Annotated in this window: 19 protein-coding genes and 1 pseudogene; 9 read left to right on the top strand and 11 right to left on the bottom strand. The window is 70.5% G+C overall.

Going from position 1 to position 18,119, the window contains the following annotated elements:
- Nucleotides 1-42: 42 nt before the first annotated feature.
- From ACFYXB_RS15425 to ACFYXB_RS15415, 3 genes are all read left to right on the top strand, one after another.
- A complete protein-coding gene (locus ACFYXB_RS15425) occupies nt 43-873 on the top strand; it encodes an SAM-dependent methyltransferase (protein ID WP_389582012.1) in 831 nt (276 codons plus the stop codon).
- Nucleotides 874-1,011: 138 nt separating this feature from the next.
- Nucleotides 1,012-2,385 carry a S1 family peptidase gene (locus ACFYXB_RS15420; RefSeq protein WP_389582009.1) on the top strand — a complete coding sequence of 458 codons (1,374 nt, stop codon included), beginning with the start codon at nt 1,012-1,014 and terminating at the stop codon, nt 2,383-2,385.
- A gap of 97 nt (nt 2,386-2,482) precedes the next feature.
- Nucleotides 2,483-3,169, top strand: a complete 687-nt coding sequence (locus ACFYXB_RS15415; protein ID WP_389582007.1) for a class I SAM-dependent DNA methyltransferase — start codon at nt 2,483-2,485, stop codon at nt 3,167-3,169.
- Between the two features lie 65 nt (nt 3,170-3,234).
- Here the strand turns inward: ACFYXB_RS15415 and ACFYXB_RS15410 are convergent, their stop codons facing one another.
- Together ACFYXB_RS15410 and ACFYXB_RS15405 are read right to left on the bottom strand one after the other, a co-directional pair.
- The gene (locus ACFYXB_RS15410; protein WP_389582004.1) at nt 3,235-3,420 is read right to left on the bottom strand and encodes a hypothetical protein; all 186 of its coding nucleotides are present in this window, start codon (nt 3,418-3,420) and stop codon (nt 3,235-3,237) included.
- A 100-nt stretch (nt 3,421-3,520) separates the two neighbouring features.
- The gene (locus ACFYXB_RS15405) at nt 3,521-4,669 is read right to left on the bottom strand and encodes an ROK family protein (RefSeq protein ID WP_389582001.1); all 1,149 of its coding nucleotides are present in this window, start codon (nt 4,667-4,669) and stop codon (nt 3,521-3,523) included.
- 128 nt (nt 4,670-4,797) lie between these two features.
- Here ACFYXB_RS15405 and ACFYXB_RS15400 point away from each other — a divergent pair, with 128 nt between their 5' ends.
- Nucleotides 4,798-6,009 carry a Gfo/Idh/MocA family protein gene (locus tag ACFYXB_RS15400; protein ID WP_389581998.1) on the top strand — a complete coding sequence of 404 codons (1,212 nt, stop codon included), beginning with the start codon at nt 4,798-4,800 and terminating at the stop codon, nt 6,007-6,009.
- A 39-nt stretch (nt 6,010-6,048) separates the two neighbouring features.
- On the opposite strand, the gene ACFYXB_RS15395 is transcribed toward ACFYXB_RS15400, so the two are convergent.
- Nucleotides 6,049-6,744, bottom strand: a complete 696-nt coding sequence (locus ACFYXB_RS15395; protein WP_351348094.1) for a L,D-transpeptidase — start codon at nt 6,742-6,744, stop codon at nt 6,049-6,051.
- A gap of 191 nt (nt 6,745-6,935) precedes the next feature.
- Nucleotides 6,936-7,727: an SDR family NAD(P)-dependent oxidoreductase gene (locus ACFYXB_RS15390; RefSeq protein ID WP_389581994.1), complete on the bottom strand. Its 792-nt coding sequence runs from the start codon at nt 7,725-7,727 to the stop codon at nt 6,936-6,938.
- A gap of 62 nt (nt 7,728-7,789) precedes the next feature.
- Here ACFYXB_RS15390 and ACFYXB_RS15385 point away from each other — a divergent pair.
- Nucleotides 7,790-8,210: pseudogene (locus ACFYXB_RS15385) on the top strand (hypothetical protein).
- A 1-nt stretch (nt 8,211) separates the two neighbouring features.
- Here the strand turns inward: ACFYXB_RS15385 and ACFYXB_RS15380 are convergent.
- The 5 genes from ACFYXB_RS15380 to ACFYXB_RS15360 form a co-directional block, all read right to left on the bottom strand.
- On the bottom strand, nt 8,212-9,126 hold the full coding sequence (locus ACFYXB_RS15380) for an SDR family oxidoreductase (RefSeq protein ID WP_389581992.1): 915 nt from the start codon (nt 9,124-9,126) through the stop codon (nt 8,212-8,214).
- A gap of 74 nt (nt 9,127-9,200) precedes the next feature.
- Nucleotides 9,201-9,569, bottom strand: a complete 369-nt coding sequence (locus ACFYXB_RS15375; protein WP_389581989.1) for a DUF4180 domain-containing protein — start codon at nt 9,567-9,569, stop codon at nt 9,201-9,203.
- A gap of 51 nt (nt 9,570-9,620) precedes the next feature.
- Entirely contained in the window at nt 9,621-10,250 is a 630-nt protein-coding gene (locus tag ACFYXB_RS15370) for an MBL fold metallo-hydrolase (RefSeq protein WP_389581987.1), read from the bottom strand.
- The gene (locus ACFYXB_RS15365; RefSeq protein ID WP_351348104.1) at nt 10,250-11,362 is read right to left on the bottom strand and encodes an S-(hydroxymethyl)mycothiol dehydrogenase; all 1,113 of its coding nucleotides are present in this window, start codon (nt 11,360-11,362) and stop codon (nt 10,250-10,252) included. The genes ACFYXB_RS15370 and ACFYXB_RS15365 overlap by 1 nt, the downstream gene beginning before the upstream one ends.
- 118 nt (nt 11,363-11,480) lie before the next feature.
- Nucleotides 11,481-11,768 carry a metal-sensitive transcriptional regulator gene (locus tag ACFYXB_RS15360; protein WP_389581984.1) on the bottom strand — a complete coding sequence of 96 codons (288 nt, stop codon included), beginning with the start codon at nt 11,766-11,768 and terminating at the stop codon, nt 11,481-11,483.
- A 54-nt stretch (nt 11,769-11,822) separates the two neighbouring features.
- On the opposite strand from ACFYXB_RS15360, the gene ACFYXB_RS15355 reads away from it, so the two are divergent.
- Nucleotides 11,823-13,580 (top strand): ABC transporter ATP-binding protein, encoded by a 1,758-nt coding sequence (locus ACFYXB_RS15355; RefSeq protein ID WP_389581981.1) that lies wholly within the window; start codon nt 11,823-11,825, stop codon nt 13,578-13,580.
- Nucleotides 13,581-13,659: 79 nt separating this feature from the next.
- Here ACFYXB_RS15355 and ACFYXB_RS15350 read toward each other — a convergent pair whose 3' ends face one another.
- Nucleotides 13,660-13,956: a hypothetical protein gene (locus ACFYXB_RS15350; RefSeq protein ID WP_389581979.1), complete on the bottom strand. Its 297-nt coding sequence runs from the start codon at nt 13,954-13,956 to the stop codon at nt 13,660-13,662.
- Nucleotides 13,957-14,131: 175 nt separating this feature from the next.
- Here ACFYXB_RS15350 and ACFYXB_RS15345 point away from each other — a divergent pair, with 175 nt between their 5' ends.
- Nucleotides 14,132-14,497 (top strand): nuclear transport factor 2 family protein, encoded by a 366-nt coding sequence (locus ACFYXB_RS15345; protein WP_389581977.1) that lies wholly within the window; start codon nt 14,132-14,134, stop codon nt 14,495-14,497.
- Nucleotides 14,498-14,776: 279 nt separating this feature from the next.
- On the opposite strand, the gene ACFYXB_RS15340 is transcribed toward ACFYXB_RS15345, so the two are convergent.
- A complete protein-coding gene (locus ACFYXB_RS15340) occupies nt 14,777-15,436 on the bottom strand; it encodes a TetR/AcrR family transcriptional regulator (protein ID WP_389581974.1) in 660 nt (219 codons plus the stop codon).
- A gap of 180 nt (nt 15,437-15,616) precedes the next feature.
- On the opposite strand from ACFYXB_RS15340, the gene ACFYXB_RS15335 reads away from it, so the two are divergent.
- Both ACFYXB_RS15335 and ACFYXB_RS15330 read left to right on the top strand, forming a co-directional pair.
- The gene (locus ACFYXB_RS15335; RefSeq protein WP_389581972.1) at nt 15,617-16,864 is read left to right on the top strand and encodes a YncE family protein; all 1,248 of its coding nucleotides are present in this window, start codon (nt 15,617-15,619) and stop codon (nt 16,862-16,864) included.
- A 305-nt stretch (nt 16,865-17,169) separates the two neighbouring features.
- Nucleotides 17,170-17,988: a hypothetical protein gene (locus ACFYXB_RS15330; RefSeq protein WP_389581969.1), complete on the top strand. Its 819-nt coding sequence runs from the start codon at nt 17,170-17,172 to the stop codon at nt 17,986-17,988.
- The last annotated feature ends 131 nt before the right edge of the window (nt 17,989-18,119 follow it).

Here is an 18,119-nt window from a genome sequence, read left to right as displayed (position 1 = left end):
TTGGACCCCTGTACCCGTCATCCGGCCCCAGGAGCTGACTCCGTGACCGACAACCCGGCAGCCACGAACGACGTCGCCGTGACCCTGCGCCAGCGCATCAACACCAGCCAGCCGCACACGGCCCGGATCTGGAACTACTGGCTCGGCGGCAAGGACAACTACCAGGTCGACCGTGCGGCCGGCGACCAGATCCGCCAACTGCACCCGGGTATCGGTGAGTACGCCCGCGCGGACCGGCTGTTCCTCGGGCGTGCCGTCCGTCATCTGGCCGGTGAGGTGGGCATTCGCCAGTTCCTGGACATCGGGACGGGGCTGCCCACGGCCGACAACACGCACGAGGTCGCCCAGCGCGTGGCCCCGGACTCCCGGATCGTGTACGTCGACAACGACCCGCTCGTCCTCACGCACGCGCGCGCCCTCCTCACCAGCACACCCGAGGGCCGTACCGACTACCTCGACGAGGACCTCCGCAACATCGACGCGGTCCTCGAACACGCGGCGAAGACCCTGGACTTCAGCCGACCGGTCGCGCTGATGCTGCTCGGCGTGGTCATCTTCATCGGCGACGACGAGGACCCGTACGCGCTGGTACGGCAGTTGGTCGACCGGCTGCCCTCCGGGAGCCATCTGGTGCTGTCGCACACCATCACCAGTCCCGCGATGCCGGACGTGGACGAGGCGGTCAAGTTCTGGAACGAGCACGGCACTCCGAAGCTCACCCAGCGCACGCCCGAGGACGTGGCCCGCTTCTTCGACGGCCTGGAGCTGCTCGAACCGGGTGTGGTGTCCTGCTCGCGCTGGCGCCCGGAGGACGCCGACGGGGCCGAGCCCGAGGAGGTCGCGATGTTCGGCGGCGTGGCGCGCAAGCCCTGAACAGGCTCTGCAGAAACCCGAGAAGACCACGGTCGCGGTGAACGCCGCCGTCGCGGGCCACGTATGGAGGGACGGGCGCTCGACGACCGGAGGGCCCCGCGGTGGCGACGCCGCGCGTTCGGGGTTCGGGAGCCATGCATGAGGCACGCACGACGACGGGTCGTCCGGCGGGTGGCGCAGCTGGCGGCGGTCGGCGGACTCCTGCTGGGAGGCGCGATGGTCACCACGGCCATGGCGAGCGAGACTCCCGGCACGTCCGCCGTCCCGTTCAGCTCGGCGCAGGACGTCGCCGGCACGGGCGCGGGAGTGGTGGCCGAGCTGGGCAGCTCGCGTACGGCGGGCAGCTGGATCGGCGCCGACGGGCGGCCGGTCGTCGCGGTGACCGACGAGCGGGCGGTCCAGGTGGTACGGCGGGCGGGCGCCGAGGCGAAGCTCGTGCGGCACAGCATGAACGAGCTCAAGTCGGCCACCGCGGCGCTGCGTTCGGCACCCCGTGTGGCGGGCACCGCATGGGCGGTGGACTACCGGACCAACCGGGTCGTGGTGCAGGCCGACAGGACCGTCTCGGCCGGCGACTGGTCGCGGATGTCCCAAGTCGCCACGGCCATCGGTGGGTTCGTGCACATGGAACGCACCGCGGGCGCCTTCACCACCCGGATCAACGGGGCGCAGCCGATGCTGTCGACCGGTGGGCGCTGCTCCGCGGGGTTCAATGTCACCGATGGGCAGCGGGACTTCATCCTGACCGCGGGGCACTGCGGGCCCGCCGACACCATCTGGTTCTCGGACGGCCGGGGCGACCGGCAGCTGGGGACGACGGTCGACACGAACTTCCCGGGCAGCGACTTCTCGCTCATCCAGTACGCGTCGGGCAGGGCAGGTGACGGAGCCGACGTCGTCGCCGTGGGCGGCGGCAAGGGCGTGCGGATCACCGGGGTGGCCGATCCCACGGTCGGGCAGCGGGTGTTCCGCAGCGGCAGCACGAGCGGGCTGCGCGACGGCCGGGTGACCGGGCTCAACGCGACCGTCAACTACCCGGAAGGCACCGTCACCGGACTCATCCAGACCGACGTGTGCGCGGAGCCGGGAGACAGCGGGGGGCCACTGTTCTCCGAGGGGATCGCGCTGGGCGTGACCTCGGGCGGCAGCGGCGACTGCACGAGGGGCGGTACGACGTTCTTCCAGCCGGTGACGAAGGCCCTGTCCGCACTCGGCGTCCAGCTGATCGTGTCGGCGCAGAACGCACAGAGCGCGGCGCCCTCCCCCGCGCCGTCGGCGTCGGCCGCGCAGGGCGCGATCGCCCCGAGCGCGGCCTCGCCGGGTTCGTCGGCTCCGGCGACCGGTGTCGCGCAGGGCACGACCTTGCTGTCCCGGCTCACGGACAGCCGCAACGTCGGCCCGGGCCTCCTGGTGATCGGGGGCAGCCTGATCGCCCTGGTCGCGACCCGGTACATCCGAGCGGAACAGGACCGCAAGGCCTATCAGCGGTACTACTCGGCCACCTGGGGCTGATCCGACCGATCCGGTTGTCCCCAAGCTCGCACGGCTGACCGCGGATCCGGCTACCCTGGGTAGCCGCTCACGCACATGAGTTCGAGGGAGATCATTCGTGAACAGCCCCACCGGTCCGTCCGGTTACGGGAACATACGGCTCGACCGCACCGGTCAGGCCGAGGCCTTCGACGCGCTCGGCAATCGTTACGACGAGGCCTTCCCGCACAAGGAAGGGCAGGTCGCCGCGGCGGAATGGCTCGTCGAGTCGCTGCCGGCCGGTTCCCGTGTCCTGGACCTGGGCTGCGGCACTGGGCTTCCGACCGCGCGGCGGCTGGCGGACTCGGGGCTGAAGGTCGTCGGCGTCGATCTGTCGGGCGGGATGGTCGCGCTGGCCCGGGAGAACGTGCCCGGGGCCGAGTTCCACCAGGTGGACATCGCGGACCTGCGGCCGGGAGGCCCCCAGGACCTCGGCCGCTTCGACGGGGTCGCCGCGTTCTTCTCGCTGCTGATGCTGCCGCGCGCCGAGATCCCGCTCGCCCTGCGGACGGTGCACCATCTGCTGGTTCCCGGCGGCCTGTTCGTGCTGTCGATGGTGGAGGCGGACCTGGACAACTTCGCGATCCCGTTCATCGGGACCACTGTCCGGGTCTCTGGATATCTGCGCGACGACCTGCGTGACGTGGTCGAGAAGGCGGGCTTCGAGATCGTCGGCGAGGACTCCTACTCGTACGCGCCGGCCAGTGCGGATGTGCAGCCGGAGGAGCAGATGTTCCTGCGCTGCAGGCGGAACCAGGACGCGTGACGAGGCATCGCGACGAGGCCGCAGGGCTCTGAGAGGAGGCGGCCCGCGGGGACGGGAGGCGGCGCTCAGGCCGCCTCGGAGCGCTCCGGGGCCGCGGCGGCCCACTCGAGGACGAGTCGCCGGTACTCCTCGCGCTGCTCGACGCTCAGTGTCCCGCCGGACCGGAGCCACAGGGCCCTGATCTCCTCGTTGACCTCCGCGGCCGATCGCTCGGAGACGGCTTCAACAGGGGTGGACATGCTGTGAAGCATAGGCGGGTCGACGTGAAGACGAGGTGAGTAAGTACGAGCAATACGGGCATATCGGACCGTGTTACTTGTCACGTCCATCTGTCAAGGTTCACAGGGGAGTTCACCCCTGCGTGCTGCCGAGCACCAGCACCTGGATCGCCAGTACGGCGGCCCCGCGGGCCCAGTCGTGGAAGTCGGAGACCTTGGTCTCCAGACCTACCGGCGCCGCGAGCGGATGACGGTGGGCGCGGATCGTCTCGTCCACCACCGCGCCCGCCACGTCCATCAGGCCGACGCCTTCCCCGGCGAGCAGGATCTTCTGCGGCATCACGAAGTTGGCGATCTGGGCGACCAGCGTGCCGAGCGCCCGCGCCGCCTCGCCGATCACCCGGGCGGCCAGGGGGTCGCCCGCGTCGGCGAGGGCGAGGATCTCCTCGTACGTCGCGTCGCGGCCGGTGGCCGCCCGGATCTGATAGCGGATGCTCGGGATCGTGAGCAGCGACACGGCGCTGCCGCGCTCGCCGTCCGGGGTGAGCGGGCCGCTGGGATCGAGGATCCAGTGCCGTCCGAAGCCGCGGTCCTCCTCGGCGTGCGGCACGCGTCGGCCGCCGAGCACCAGCCCGTAGCCGATGCCGGCGCCGATGGTCAGGACCACGAACCGGTCGAGTCCGCGTCCGGCGCCGAACCAGGTCTCGGCCTCGACCAGGGCGGCGACGTCGTTCTCCACGACGACGGGCAGCCCGGTGCGCCGCTCCACCAGCTCGGCCAGCGGAACGTCGCGCCACATCAGGAACGGCGACTCGCCGACCACGGCCCGGTCCCGTACGAGTCCGCCGACGCCGATGCCGATGCCCGCGAGGGCCGGGAAGCACGCGGCGAGTGCGCCGGTCATCTCCGCGAGCAGGTCGGCGACTTGGGCGGGGTCGTGCGTGGTCAGCGGGCGGTCGAGGCGGGCGACGATGTCGCTGCGGAGGCTGGTGACGACGCCGTAGACCCTGTCGGCGGTGACCTTGAAGCCGAGGAAGGAGCGGGACTCGGCGACGACAGCGAGCGGCTGGGACGGCCGGCCCTGGCGCGCCTCCCCCGGGGTGCCCGCGTCCGGCACCTCCACCAGCAGCCCGGACTCGATGAGCGGCTTGGTCAGCCGGGTGAGACTGCCCTGCGAGAGACGCAGTCGGCGGGCCAGCTCGGTGCGGGACAGCGGGCCGTGCACGAGGACCTCGATCGCCACGGAGCGTTCACCTGGGCTCAGCGGCAGCCAGCTGGTCATGAGGACCGACCTTTCAATTCCTTTTGAGGAAGAAGTAACCAGGTCAGCCCATCGGGGTCAAGCGCACGATCCGTCAGCGCACGATGCACCCTTGACGGAATGATTCTTCCGCAGCAAAAGTAAACCGCATGACGCTCTCCCCGTTTTCCCTCGGCATCGTCGGAGCCGGACAGTTCTCCGGCCAGTTCGCCACGCTGTTCCAGGCCCACCCCGGCGTCGGCGACGTGTACGTCACCGACCTCCTGCCCGAACGCGCCGAGCGGCTCTCCGCCGCCCAGGGCCTCGCCGGCACCTTCCCGTCGTACGAGGCGATGCTGGAGTCGAAGGCGGTCGACGCGGTCGCGATCTTCACCCAGCGCTGGACCCACGGACCGCTGGTGCTCCAGGGCCTGAATGCGGGCAAGCACGTGTACTCCGCCGTGCCCATGGCGATCACCACGGACGAGATCGCGGCAATCATCGACGCGGTCAGGACGACCGGGCTCACCTACATGATGGGCGAGACCAGCCAGTACAACCCGGCCACGGTCCACGCCCGCAACCAGATCGCCGAGGGCGCCTTCGGCCGGCTCTTCTACGCCGAGGGCGACTACGTCCACGACATGGACCTCGGCTTCTACGACGCCTACCAGTACAGCGGCGGCGACAACTGGAAGGCGACCGCCAGCTATCCCCCGCTGCTGTACCCGACGCACTCGGTGGGCGGAGTGCTCGGGGCATGGCAGACACACGCCGTGAGCGTGTCGGCGATCGGTGTGACCGACGAGCGCCAGGACGGCGTTTTCGACCGTTCGGTCAGCCAGTTCGACAACGACGTCTCCAACGCGACCGCCCTGTTCGAAGTGGCGGGCGGTGGATCGTTCCGCACCAACGAGTTCCGGCGCGTCGGCTACCCCTCGCACATCCGGGAGTCCCGTTTCCGGTTCTTCGGCACGGAGGCGAGCATGGAGCAGCTCGCCACGGTAGCCCTGTGGCAGGACAAGAACGGGGTGAAGGACATCAGCGAACTGCTCGAGCCGAAGCCCACCATGGCGCCGGACGACCCGTCGCTGAAGCACATCGCGCCCGAGCTGCGGGCCGCGTTCACCTCCGGTTCCGCGCCGGTGCACGACCGTGCTCGGCTGCCGCGGGAGTTCGACCACCTCCACAACGGGCACGAAGGCAGCCACCACTTCCTGGTGGACGACTTCGTGACCGCCGTGAACGCGCGGTCGCTGCCGTCCGTGAACGCCTGGGTCGCGGCCCGCTACACCCTGCCGGGCATCGTCGCGCACGACTCGGCGCGGCAGGGCGGAGTGCGGCTGCAGATTCCGGACTTCGGGGACGCCCCGGACGCGTGACGTCTCCGCGCGGCCGTCGGGCCGGGGGCCCCGCAGGACTCAGGTGCCCGGCTTGCGGCCGTACACGTAGACGTCGTCGCCCTTCTTCAGGAGGGACCAGTACGCCTTGGCGTCCTTCGTGGTCATGTTGACGCAGCCGTGCGAGCCCGGCGGGTTCCACATGCTGAGGCCGACCGAGTGGAAGGCCTGGCCGCCGTCGAAGAACTGGCTGTAGGGCATCGGCACGTTGTAGAGGCTCGAGACGTGGTCGATGTCCCGCCAGTAGATCTTCTTCAGGCCGGTGCGGGTCTCGTACCCGTTGCGTCCGGTGCGCACCGGCACCGGGCCGTACACGAGCTTCCTGCCGTCCTGGATCCAGCTCAGCTGGAGCGTGAGGTTCACGCACGCGATCCGGCCCTTGTTCACGGGGCACTTGCCGTCCTTGTTGGGCGTCTGCCCGACGGCCTTCTGCTTGTTCATCAGGTCCATCACGCCCCAGGTGACGGGCCCTGCGTAGCCGATGTTCGGCGTGATGCCGTGCTTGTTCTGGAAGGCCTGGATGGCCTTGCAGTCGGCGGCGGACTGCTTCCCGTCCACCGGCCGGCCGAGGAACTTCTCCACCTGCTTCTGGTACGGCCCGGTCTGCGTGGTGCAGCTCGCGGCCTGGGCCGGTGCCGCGCCGAGCGCCAGCGTGAGCGGCGCGACCAGCCCCGTGACGCCGAGCGCGACGACGCCCCGTCTGCGTATGTCCCCCATGAGAGGCCCTTCTCCTGCTTTCGCTCGCGCGATTCCTGCGATTCGGAGACCTAGACAGTCGGGCGCGGCCGTCGGTTGTAGGGGCAGCCGAACTGTGACCAAACGGTGAAATTCCCGGTTCAGCAAGTGGCGTACCACCGAGGCGGACAGGCGGCGGGTGCTCGACGTGCTCGCGGCGGCCGTACGACGTCTCAGGTCTCCGCACGCAGGGCCGATCGGAAGCCGGTGTTGACGGCCGTCAGCCCGCCGTCGACGCACAGGGTGGTGCCGGTGATCCAGGCGGCGTCCCGGGAGGCGAGGAAGGCGACGGCGGCGGCGATGTCCTCGGGTTCGCCGACCCGGCCGAGGGGGTAGAGGACGCGGACGGCGTCCAGTTCGGCGTCGCGGCCCGCCCAGGCCGAGGTGCGGACGGTGCCCGGCACCACCAGGTTCACCCGGACCCCTCGGGCGGCCGCGTGCCCGGCGAGGGTGCGGGTGAGGGAGCCGAGCCCGGCCTTGGCGGCGCTGTAGGCGTGGTTGCCGAAGTCCTGCAGGCCGTTGACCGAGCCGATGGAGACGACGGCGCCGCGGCCGGAGGCGGCGAGGTGCGGGAGAGCGGCGCGGCAGCAGCGGAGGGCGCCGGTGAGGGTGACGTCGAAGTCGCGGGCCCAGGTCTCGTCCGGCTCGTCCTCGAAGAGGGGCATGTCCGGGGTGCAGTGGGCCGCGCTGTTGACGAGCACGTCGAGCGAGCCGAAGCAGTCGACCGCGTACGCGACGGCCGCCTCCACCGAGGCCCGGTCGGCCACGTCGCACGCGAACGCCCGTGCCACCAGCCCCTGTTCACGCAGACCGGCCGCGGTCTCCTCCGCCTCGGGCAGGTCCCGGTCGGTCACCAGGACCCGCCCGCCCTCCCCGGCCAGCCGCCGGGCGACGGCCGCACCGATGCCGCGTGCCCCGCCGGTGACGAGTACCCCATGTCCTTCGAAGCGCCTGAGTTCGGTCATGGGAGCGACCGTAGAGCCGAAACGATCAACACGACAGACACCGTGCGAACACGTCTGCGTTCATACAGCAACTTCCCGCGCTCATCGGCGTCGTGATCGGCGCGCTCGGTTCGTATCCGGCGGTCGTACGCGGGGATCGGGCCCGGTCGGGGTTGCCGCCCCCTTCGGCAACGACCCGCATCCGCATCCCTGTCGCCGCGGGAGGCGAAGCCCCTGCCGGCCGACGCCACTGTCGCCCGGGATCCGTCCGGGGAGGCGCTGATCCTGCTCGGCAGTCCCGAGGTGGTGGAGAAGGCGCGGGAGTGGGTCGTGGTGGTGATGGAGATGGAGCGGTTCCTGCGGGACGAGCGGCGCGATCCGCCGGTCTTGCAGACCTTGTTGGAGCGTCAGCGCGCCGGCCGCGAGGGCTACTGCGCGGCCGTACGCGAGGATCTGGCAGTGCCTCCCGGACACTCGGCGCGCTGGCCGCTGCCGTCGGCGTGAGTCACCGGTAGCCCGTCACGTCCGCCGGTCGGCCCGCGTCCTGCACCTCGACGAGGTAGCGCCAGGCGTCGGGACGGCTCCCGTCCAGGTCCGTGTAGCCGTACACCTGGGCGAGCCCGCCGCTCGAGAGGGACTCGCCGTTGAAGCGGGCCACGTCGGGGTCGGCGGCGAGGGCGGCAACGGCGCGGCCGACGTAGCGCGGGGTCTCCGAGATCGCGAAGTGCGGCGACCGGTCGAGGGCATCGCGCCAGTTGTCCTCCCGTACCCCGTAGTTGTCGAGCATGATCTCCGAGCGCAGCCAGCCAGGGGTGAGGGCGACGGCGGTGACGCCGCGCGGGCCGAGTTCGTGGCCGAGGGCGAAGGCCATGCGCAGGACGGAGGCCTTGGCGAGGTCGTAGAAGAAGTTCACCCGGTACGTGTCGCGGTTGTACTCGGCGGTGCCGTCGGTGACTTCGACGACCAGTCCGCCGGACCGGCGCAGCAGCAGGGGCAGGGCGTGGTGGCTGGTGATCGCGTGCGTCTCGACCGCGAGCCGCAGCAGTCTGAGGCCGTTGTCGAGATCATGTTCCCAGACCGGGGTGTCCCAGGCGAAGAGGTACTCGCCGCCCCAGATGTCGTTGACCAGGACGTCCAGGCAGCCCTGTTCGTCCGCGATGCGGTCCACGAGGGTGCGTACGGCGGCCGGGTCGAGGTGGTCGGTGGGTACGGCGATGCCGTGGCCGCCGGCCGCCGTGACGAGGTCGGCCGTGTCCTCGATGGTCTCGGGGCGGTCGTACTCCGAGCGGTGGGTCCGGGTGGTGCGTCCGGTGACGTAGACCGTGGCACCGGCCGCGCCGAGTTCCACCGCGATCCCGCGCCCGGCGCCGCGCGTCGCCCCGGCGACCAGTGCGACCTTGTTCTCCAGCGGACCCGACATGTCCGGCCTCCCGTTCCCGTACGACTGCTGTCGTGCTCCAGGGTGGCGGGAAAGCCGGACACCTCCTGTCACCTTTACCGGCCGAGTCGCTCCTCGAGCGCGTCGGAGTCGGCGAGGAACCACAGCTGGTCGCCGCGGTTCGCCTCGTACACGAAGTCCCGCAGTGCCTCGCTTGCCGAGACGTGGGCGGAGATGTCCCCCAGTACCGCGAGGCGCAGCCGGTAGTTGGCGAACTTCTGGACGACTGCACCCGCGACACCCGACCGCAGCCGGAAGAACTCGTCCGCGATCCGTTCCACGGGCACCGCGACCAGCTGCGCATCCCGGCCGATGGCGTCGCCTATCAGTTCGAGGGCCGTGCTCTCGCTGTCGAGGAGTGGGCCGGCGAGGGCGCAGCGCAGGACGCGTACGTCCCGCAGGGTCACGAGTGTGTCGGCGGTCATGGCAGGTGAGCGTACGGTTCGGGGCCGCACGCCCGCCTGCCGTTTTCCGGCTCAGTGGCCGCGGGCGATCCATTCCTCGAGGTGCGGGGCCTCGGCGCCGATCGTGGTGGAGTCGCCGTGGCCGGTGAGGACCTGCGTCTCGGGCGGGAGGGTGAGCAGACGGTCGCGGATCGAGGCGATGATCGTCGGGAAGTGGGAGTAGGTGCGTCCGGTGGCGCCGGGGCCACCCTTGAAGAGGGTGTCGCCGGTGAAGACGGTGGCGAGACCCGGGTCGTACAGGCAGACCGCGCCGGGCGCGTGGCCGGGGGTGTGCAGGACTGTGAGGTCGAGGCCGGGTGCCTCGATGACCTGGCCGTCGGCGAGATGCGCGTCGGGGTCGCGATCGGGGTGGGTGAGCTTCCACAGCGGCAGATCGTCGGGGTGCAGCCAGATCGTGGCGCCGGTGCGGTCGGCCAGGGCGGGCGCCGCGTCGATGTGGTCGCTGTGCGCGTGGGTGCACACGATCGCGGTGAGGCGACGGTCGCCCACGGCCTCGGCGATGGCGTCGGCGTCGTGGGCGGCGTCGATGACGATCACCTCATGGTCGTCCCCGACGATCCACACATTGTTCTCGACGTCCCAGGTGCCGCCGTCGAGGGTGAACTGGCCGGAGGTGACGAGGCGTTCGATGCGGGCGGTCATCACAGCACCACCACCGAGCGCAGCACGTCGCCCTGGTGCATCCGCTCGAACGCCTTCTCCACCTCGTCCAGTTGGATGGTCTCGGTGACGAACGCCCCAAGGTCCAGGCGTCCTTGGAGATACAGGTCGATCAGCATGGGGAAGTCACGGGAGGGCAGGCAGTCGCCGTACCAGGACGACTTGAGGGCGCCGCCGCGGCCGAAGACGTCGAGGAGCGGGAGTTCGAGCTTCATCTCGGGGGTGGGGACGCCGACGAGGACGACCGTGCCGGCGAGGTCGCGGGCGTAGAAGGCCTGCTTGTACGTCTCCGGGCGGCCGACCGCCTCGATGACGACGTCGGCGCCGAAGCCGCCGGTCAGTTCGCGGACGGCTTCGACGGGGTCGGTCTCGCTGGAGTTGACCGTGTGGGTGGCGCCCATCTTGCGGGCGGTCTCGAGCTTCCGGTCGTCGATATCGATGGCGATGATCTTCGCGGCGCCGGCGAGGTTCGACCCTGCGATGGCCGCGTCGCCGACACCGCCGCAGCCGATGACGGCGACGGAGTCACCGCGGCCGACGTTGCCGGTGTTGATCGCGGCGCCGATGCCGGCCATCACACCGCAGCCGAGGAGGCCGGCGACGGCCGGCGATGCGGCCGGGTCGACTTTGGTGCACTGTCCGGCGTGGACCAGTGTCTTCTCGGCGAAGGCGCCGATGCCGAGGGCCGGGGAGAGTTCCGTGCCTCCCCCAGACTTCGTCCGGGAGGTGCCCCCAGTCAGGGTCATCTTCTGCTTCGCGTTGTGCGTGTTGAAGCAGTACCACGGCCGACCGCGCAGACAGGCGCGGCAGTTTCCGCACACCGCACGCCAGTTGAGGATCACGAAGTCACCGGGCGCAACGTCGGTGACGCCCTCGCCGACGGACTCCACGATCCCGGCGGCCTCGTGGCCGAGGAGGAAGGGGAACTCGTCGGTGATGCCGCCCTGCTTGTAGTGCAGGTCGGTGTGGCAGACGCCGCAGGCCTGGACGCGTACGACGGCCTCGCCCGGCCCCGGGTCCGGTACCACGATCGTCTCGACCCGTACGGGCTGGTCCTTCCCCGGTGCGATCACGCCGCGTACTTCCTGCGCCATGCCTGGCCCCTTCCTCGTTGTGCCTGCCCTCAGACAGTACGCGGGAACGATCGGTCACGGCACGGAGCGCGACGAAGGTCGTGGATCTTTCGGGCCGCCGGGCCGGCGACAGAAACCACTACGCCAGCGACAGGAACAATTTCTCCAGGCGGGCCTTCAACTCTTCCTTGGTCTCGCCGTCCGAGGCCGTCCTGTCGGCGTCGGTCAGACACTGCTGCAGTCCGGTCGCGATGATCGCGAATCCGGCCCGGTCCAGGGCGCGGGAGGCCGCGGCGAGCTGGGTGACGACGTCCTCGCAGTCCCGGCCCTCCTCGATCATCTTGATCACACCGGAGATCTGCCCCTGTGCCCGGCGCAGCCGGTTCAGCACGGACCTGAGATCATCATTCTCGAACTGCAGCTCCACGACCACTCCTCCATATACCCTCAGGGGTATCCTACCGGACGGACGAGGAGCACCGTGAGCGACGCGGCGACGGACAGGACCGGACCGCCCGTGTGGCGGCTGCTCCTCGGGTACATACGGCCACACCGCTGGGCCCTGCTGTGGGGCGCCGTGCTGTCCCTGGTCACCGGTGCGACGGGGCTGCTGCTGCCACTGGTGGCGCGGGGCCTCATCGGCGATCTGGCGCACGACCGGTCCATCACCCGGCCCTTGCTCGCCATGGCGGGCCTGGTCGTCGCCAACGCGGCGCTCGGCGCGCTGGGTTCGTACGTGCTGCGCCGCACCGCCGAGTCAGTGGTGCTCGGTGCCCGGCGCGCCCTGTCGTCGTATCTGCTGCGCCTGAAGATCACCGCCGTGGACCGCAGCGAGCCGGGCGACCTGATGGCCCGGATCACCTCGGACACCACGCTGCTGCGCGAGGTCACCACCGACTCGCTGGTGGCCCTCGGCACCGGCGGGCTCACCCTGATCGCCACGGTGGTGCTGATGGGCGTGGTCGACCCCGTGCTGCTCGGGGTCACTCTGGCGGTGATCGCCGGTGCGGGCACGGTGCTCGGTGCGATCGTGCCGCGGATCAACCGGGCCAGCAGACGCGCGCAGAACGCGGTCGGCGTGATGGGCGCGTCGCTGGAGCGGATCCTCGGCGCGCTGCGCACGGTGAAGGCGTCCGGGGCCGAGCACCGGGAGGAGCGCACACTGCACGAGGCCGCCGAGGAGTCCTGGCGGCAGAGCGTGAGCGCCGCCAAGTGGTCGGCGGCCGCGGGCAACACGGCCGGACTCGCGATGCAGATCGCCTTCATCACCGTCCTCGCCGTGGGCGGCGCGCGGGTCGCGACCGGCGCGATCGACGTCGGCACGCTGGTGGCGTTCCTACTGTACGTCTTCTATCTGATGTCGCCGATCCAGCAGGTCGTCGGCGCCGTCACGCAGTACCAGACGGGTGCCGGGGCGCTGGCCCGGATCCAGGAGGCGCTGCGGCTGCCCGCCGAACCGTCGTCCGAGCCCGCCCCGTTGCCCTCTGCGGGCGCCGAGCCGGCGTCGCTCGCCTTCACGGACGTCCGCTTCCGGTACGACGGCGACCTGCCGTACGTCCACCACGGGGTCAGCTTCGACATCCCGGCCCGGGGCATGACGGCGTTCGTCGGCCCGTCCGGGGCGGGCAAGACGACGGTGTTCTCCCTCATCGAGCGGTTCTACGACCCCGACTCCGGCGCCATCACGCTCGACGGCCGTCCGCTGGCCGACTGGGAGCTGCCCCGGCTGCGTTCCGCGATCGGCTACGTGGAGCAGGACGCGCCGGTCCTGTCGGGCTCGCTGCGGGACAACCTGCTGCTGGGCAACCCGGAGGCGGACGAGGACGCGGTGACGCGGGTGGTGGCGACGACCCGCCTCGACGGGCTGGTGGCCCGGCTGCCGTTGGGTCTGGACACGCTGGTCGGGCATCGCGGGACCAAGCTGTCGGGCGGTGAGCGCCAGCGTGTCGCGATCGCCCGCGCCCTGCTGCGCCGCCCCCGGCTGCTGCTCCTGGACGAGGCGACGTCCCAGCTGGACGCGGTGAACGAGGCGGCCCTGCGGGACACGGTCGCGGACGTCGCGCGGACGACGACGGTCCTCGTGGTCGCGCACCGGCTCTCCACGGTGACGATGGCCGATCGGATCGTGGTCATGGACGCGGGCCGGGTGCGCGCGGTGGGCACGCACCGCGAACTGGTGGACGCCGACCCGCTGTACGCGGAACTGGCGGCGACGCAGTTCCTGGCGACGGCCGGCTGACGCCAGGACCGGAACCCGAGAGGCACGACGAAGGGCCGCCCGTTTCCGGACGGCCCTCGCTCGGTGCGGCGCGCGGCGCTCAGTACTCGACGGCGGGCAGCAGCTGGGTCACGGGTGCGGCCAGGTCGGTCACCTGGTGCAGCTGGTTGAGTTCGTTGAGACGACCAAGACCCTGCAACTGCTCGGAGATCCCCGGGATCTCGTCCCTGTGCTCCGCGGGAATGTCGCTGACGGCGAGCGAGTCGAGCGTGGCGATCGGGCTGATCTTCCCGCTCTCCTGTGCGCCCGCCGGGGCCGCGCTCGCCAACGGTGCGGCGAGGCCCGTGACACCCGCGGCGAGACCGACGGCGGCGACGATACGTCGTGTTGAGATCATGTCCTCAGCAACGGCGCCGGGGCCCGTGCGGACACGGTCGCACGGCTGTGCTCACCCGTCGGGCGGAGCCCTGAGCTGCGTTTGCCGAGGGCGCCGGGGCGGAGGAGTCTCGTATCAAGGGGGCCTCTGACGGCCCGCTCCTCACCGGGTCGCGCGACCCCTGAAGGAGGTCACCATGGGCACCGCGACAGGCTCCGCCTTCGACATCGAGACCCTGCGCCGAGGCATAGAAGGGAACACCGGGAACACCCTTCTGTCGCTCTACACGGACGACGCGGAGATCCGCATCATCGACCGCAACACCCAGCCGAGCCACCCCAGGATCCTGCACGGCCGACCCGAGATAGCGGCGATGCTGGACGACGTCTACAGCCGCGACATGACGCACAAGCTGGAGCAGTGCATCGTGCAGGGCGACCGCGCCGCCTTCAGCGAGTCCTGCGCGTACGGGGACGGCGTCCGTGTCCTGGCCGAGTCGATGATCACCTTGCGCGACGGGAAGATCGCCGAACAGATCATGATCCAGGCATGGGACGAGTAGCGAAGAGAGTCGCGAGGGTCCAGGTCACTTCCCGGCTGACCTGGACCTTCTCGGCCCGCGCGGCACTGGGACAAGGACACCGGACCCGGCCTCGACACCCCTCCACGACAGGCCGGCTGGCGTCCGCCGCGCTGCTTCGGTCCGTGCTACGGGCGGTACGCCCCCACACGCGCACTCCCGCCACCCACGCGCTCCGGACGCGGCACGTACGACCGCGCTGAGGCACTCGCGTCGACGAGCGGGCCACGTTCCGTACAGCACCCGGCCCGACGCACGCCCTCAACCCCCCGGCGACCACTCGGCGGGCCGCAGGATCGCCAGTAACTGCCGCACCAGTTCCTCGACCACCTCGTCCAGCGTCGCGTCCACCCAGCCCGCGTTCCAGTCGTGGAGCAGGCCGTTGACGCTGCCGATAAAGGCCGTCGCGGCGAGGCGGTAGTCGCGCGGCGCCGCCTCTCCCCGCTCGACCGCCGCCCGCGCCTCGGCGCAGATCAGGTCGACCCAGCGGGAGCGGCGGGCGAGGCGCTGTTCCTCCAGGCGGGGACTGACGCCGATGATCTCGACGAAGGTGATGCGGATGCGGCGCGGATCCGCCGTGACGTTCGCGGCGTACGTGCGGAAGATCACCGCGGCTCGCTCGGCGAGCGGCAGGTCCTCCGCGTCGGGCAGGGCGGCCGTCACGGCCTGCTCGGCCCAGTCGTTGACCTGGAGGTGCAGGGCGGCGAGGACGTCCTCCAGGGTGCGGAACTCCTCGTAGAACTGTCGGGTGGAGAGCCCGGCCGCCTCACTGAGCGCGGCCACGGTCGTCGTGCGGAAGCCCGGGGTGTCGCCGAAGAGTTGGAGCGCCGCGTCCAGAAAACGCCGCCGCCGTTCGGCCTGCCGCTCCTTCGCGGACTTGCCCGCATAGCGGCCGGTCGGCGCCCTGAGCCTGCCCGTCACGGCCCCTCCCGTCTCCAACTCGCCCGACAGAGCGCCAATTTTGTCGTGTACGCAGTCTTGTGGAGAAGCCGCCCCCTCCTTACTTTTCAGTAAGTTAACTCTGAATGCACGCGTGTTCAGATTCAACGGCCTGCCCGGGCACGTGCTCCGTCCACACCCCACCCAGAGGAGAGAGCAGTCATGCCTGCCTTCAGAACCAGGCACCTTTGCTCCGTAGCCGCCGCCCTCGTCCTGACTGTCACCGCCCCCGCGACCGCCGCCACCGCCGCGTCCGACGCCTCCCTGCGCGAGGTGCTGTTCGTGGGCAACAACTGGGACGGCACCGCGGACGTCATCAAGTCCTCCGGCGACTTCGCGAAGGTCGGCCGGATCAACGTCATCCCGGACAAGGACCAGCGGATGGCCGAGATCAACGCCGACCCGATCAAGTGGATCTACTTCATGGCCATCCGCAACTCCGTCGGCGAAGGCCACGACCAGTTCGTGGACGACATGTACGCCACGCCGGACGGAAATTCGGTCGTGGTCTCCCGGCCGAGCTTCGCCGACGTCGTCTCCCTCGATCTGGCCACGGGCCGGGTCAACTGGCGCTTCCCGGTGTCCGGTTACCGTGCCGACCACATGGCCGTCTCCCCCGACGGCACCCGGGTCGCGGTCTCCGCCTCGACGTCGAACACCGTGCATGTGCTGGACATCAACACGGGCGCACAACTGGGCTCGTTCGGCACCGGCGACAAGCCGCACGAGAACATCTTCACCAAGGACGGCAAGTACATCTGGAACATGGCCATCGGGGACGTCAACACCGACCTCGACGACCCGTTCTGGGACTGGACCAAGGGCGACCGGCACATCACGGTCGTGGACGCGACGACGTACAAGCAGGTCAAGGTCATCGACATGCGGGCCCGACTGGACGCCATCGGGCTCAAGGACTTCTCGGACGCGGTGCGCCCCGCGGTCTTCTCCCCCGACGAGTCGAAGCTGTACTTCCAGGTCTCGTTCTTCAACGGGTTCCTGGAGTACGACATCGCCACCGACCGGATCACCCGGGTGAAGACGCTGCCGAAGAACCCGGCGACCAGCGAGGACCGCACCACCTGGGTCAACGACTCGCGCCACCACGGCATTTCGATGAACCCGGACGGCACCAAGCTGTGCGTCGCGGGCACCATGGACGACTACGCCACGGTCGTCGACCGCGCCACGCTGCAGGAGGGCCCGCTCGTCGGCGCGTCCAAGCCGTACTGGGCGACGATCAGCGGCGACGGCAAGGACTGCATCGTCTCCGAGAGCGGCGCCGACCAGGTCACGGCGATCGACTTCGCGACCGGGGAGAAGTTGGTGTCCGTTCCGGTCGGCGACCATCCGCAACGTGTACGGCTGGGCCACGTACCGGCCGGCTGGACCGGCCCGTCCGCGGGATAGTGCCGACCGGCGCCCCGGACCGGCAGGTGCTCCACCGCCCTGATCGTGCGGCTCGCCGCGCCCTCCGTCGCCATGCACTGCACGGCGGTCGCGGCGACGCGGACGTACGTCCGCCACCGGCACGCGGGCATCCTGCGCGCAGCGCGGCAAGGCACGGGCCGCAAGAAACAAATGTGCTTAATAGTCCACTTTGTGTTTGTTTGCATGTTTCCTTGCGAGTTGCATAGATCTGGGCGGTGTAGCTGAGCCAATCTCGCCCATGGCATCGGCCATCACCCGACCCGATACACACAAGGAGCACATGCATGAGTCCTGAGAACAGGACGTCCCGGCTGCTGGGACCGCTGGCGCGAGACGGCTTCAGGAAGGCCGGTACGCTGGCCTCGTTCGCGGTGGTCATGGCAGTGGGCCTGGTCGGCCCCACCGCGGCGGCCGCGCAGAGCATGTCAAGTCATGGATACGTCCAGGGCGGCGACAACTGCAAGAAGGACCACCGTTCGGCCTCGCTCGGCGGCGGCGGCGAGCGCGGCTGCACGGGCCCGACCGGCCCGACCGGCCCGAGAGGCAAGACGGGCCCGACCGGGCCTACCGGTCCCACCGGCTCCGGCGCCACTGGTCCCACCGGGCCCACCGGCTCCAACGGCGAAAACGGCTCCACTGGTCCCACCGGTCCCACCGGCTCCAACGGCGAAAACGGCTCCACCGGTCCCACCGGGCCCACCGGGCCCACCGGCGCGACTGGAACGACCGGGCCGTGTTCCGACATCGACGCGGCACAGGACTCGTCCAACTTCGAGCTCCGAGGAGCGTTGACCGGCGGGATCACGTACGCGGGAATCCGTGACACCCGGACCAACGTGGACCACACGTTGAGGTGGACCGACCTCAGCGGCCGGACGAACTACCCCTCGGGCGGCGACGCCGGCGTCCCCTGCGGCGTGTCCGTCAACCAGCACGCCCAGAGCGACCCCATCACCATCGACGTCGTCACCACCACGGGGCAGGTCTGGGAAATCCTCTGCGACGAGAACATGCTTCTCGGCGACCCGACCCCGGCCACACTGACCTGCGCCGCCTCCTGGAACATGTTGCACACACCGCTTCCGGGCGCGATCAACAGCTAGGCCAGCGCCTTCAGATCGCCGGAACCCGGACGGGGGGGGGGGGGGGGCGGGGGGGCCCCCCCCCCCCCGGGGGGGGGGGGGGGGGGCGCCCCCCCCCCCCCCCCCCCCCCCGCCCCCCCCCCAACACCCCC

This window comes from Streptomyces sp. NPDC002619 (assembly GCF_042889305.1).
Lineage (GTDB): Bacteria > Actinomycetota > Actinomycetes > Streptomycetales > Streptomycetaceae > Streptomyces.
The sequence above is the reverse complement of the archived record's forward strand: the minus strand, read 5'-3'. Positions and strand labels throughout refer to the sequence as shown.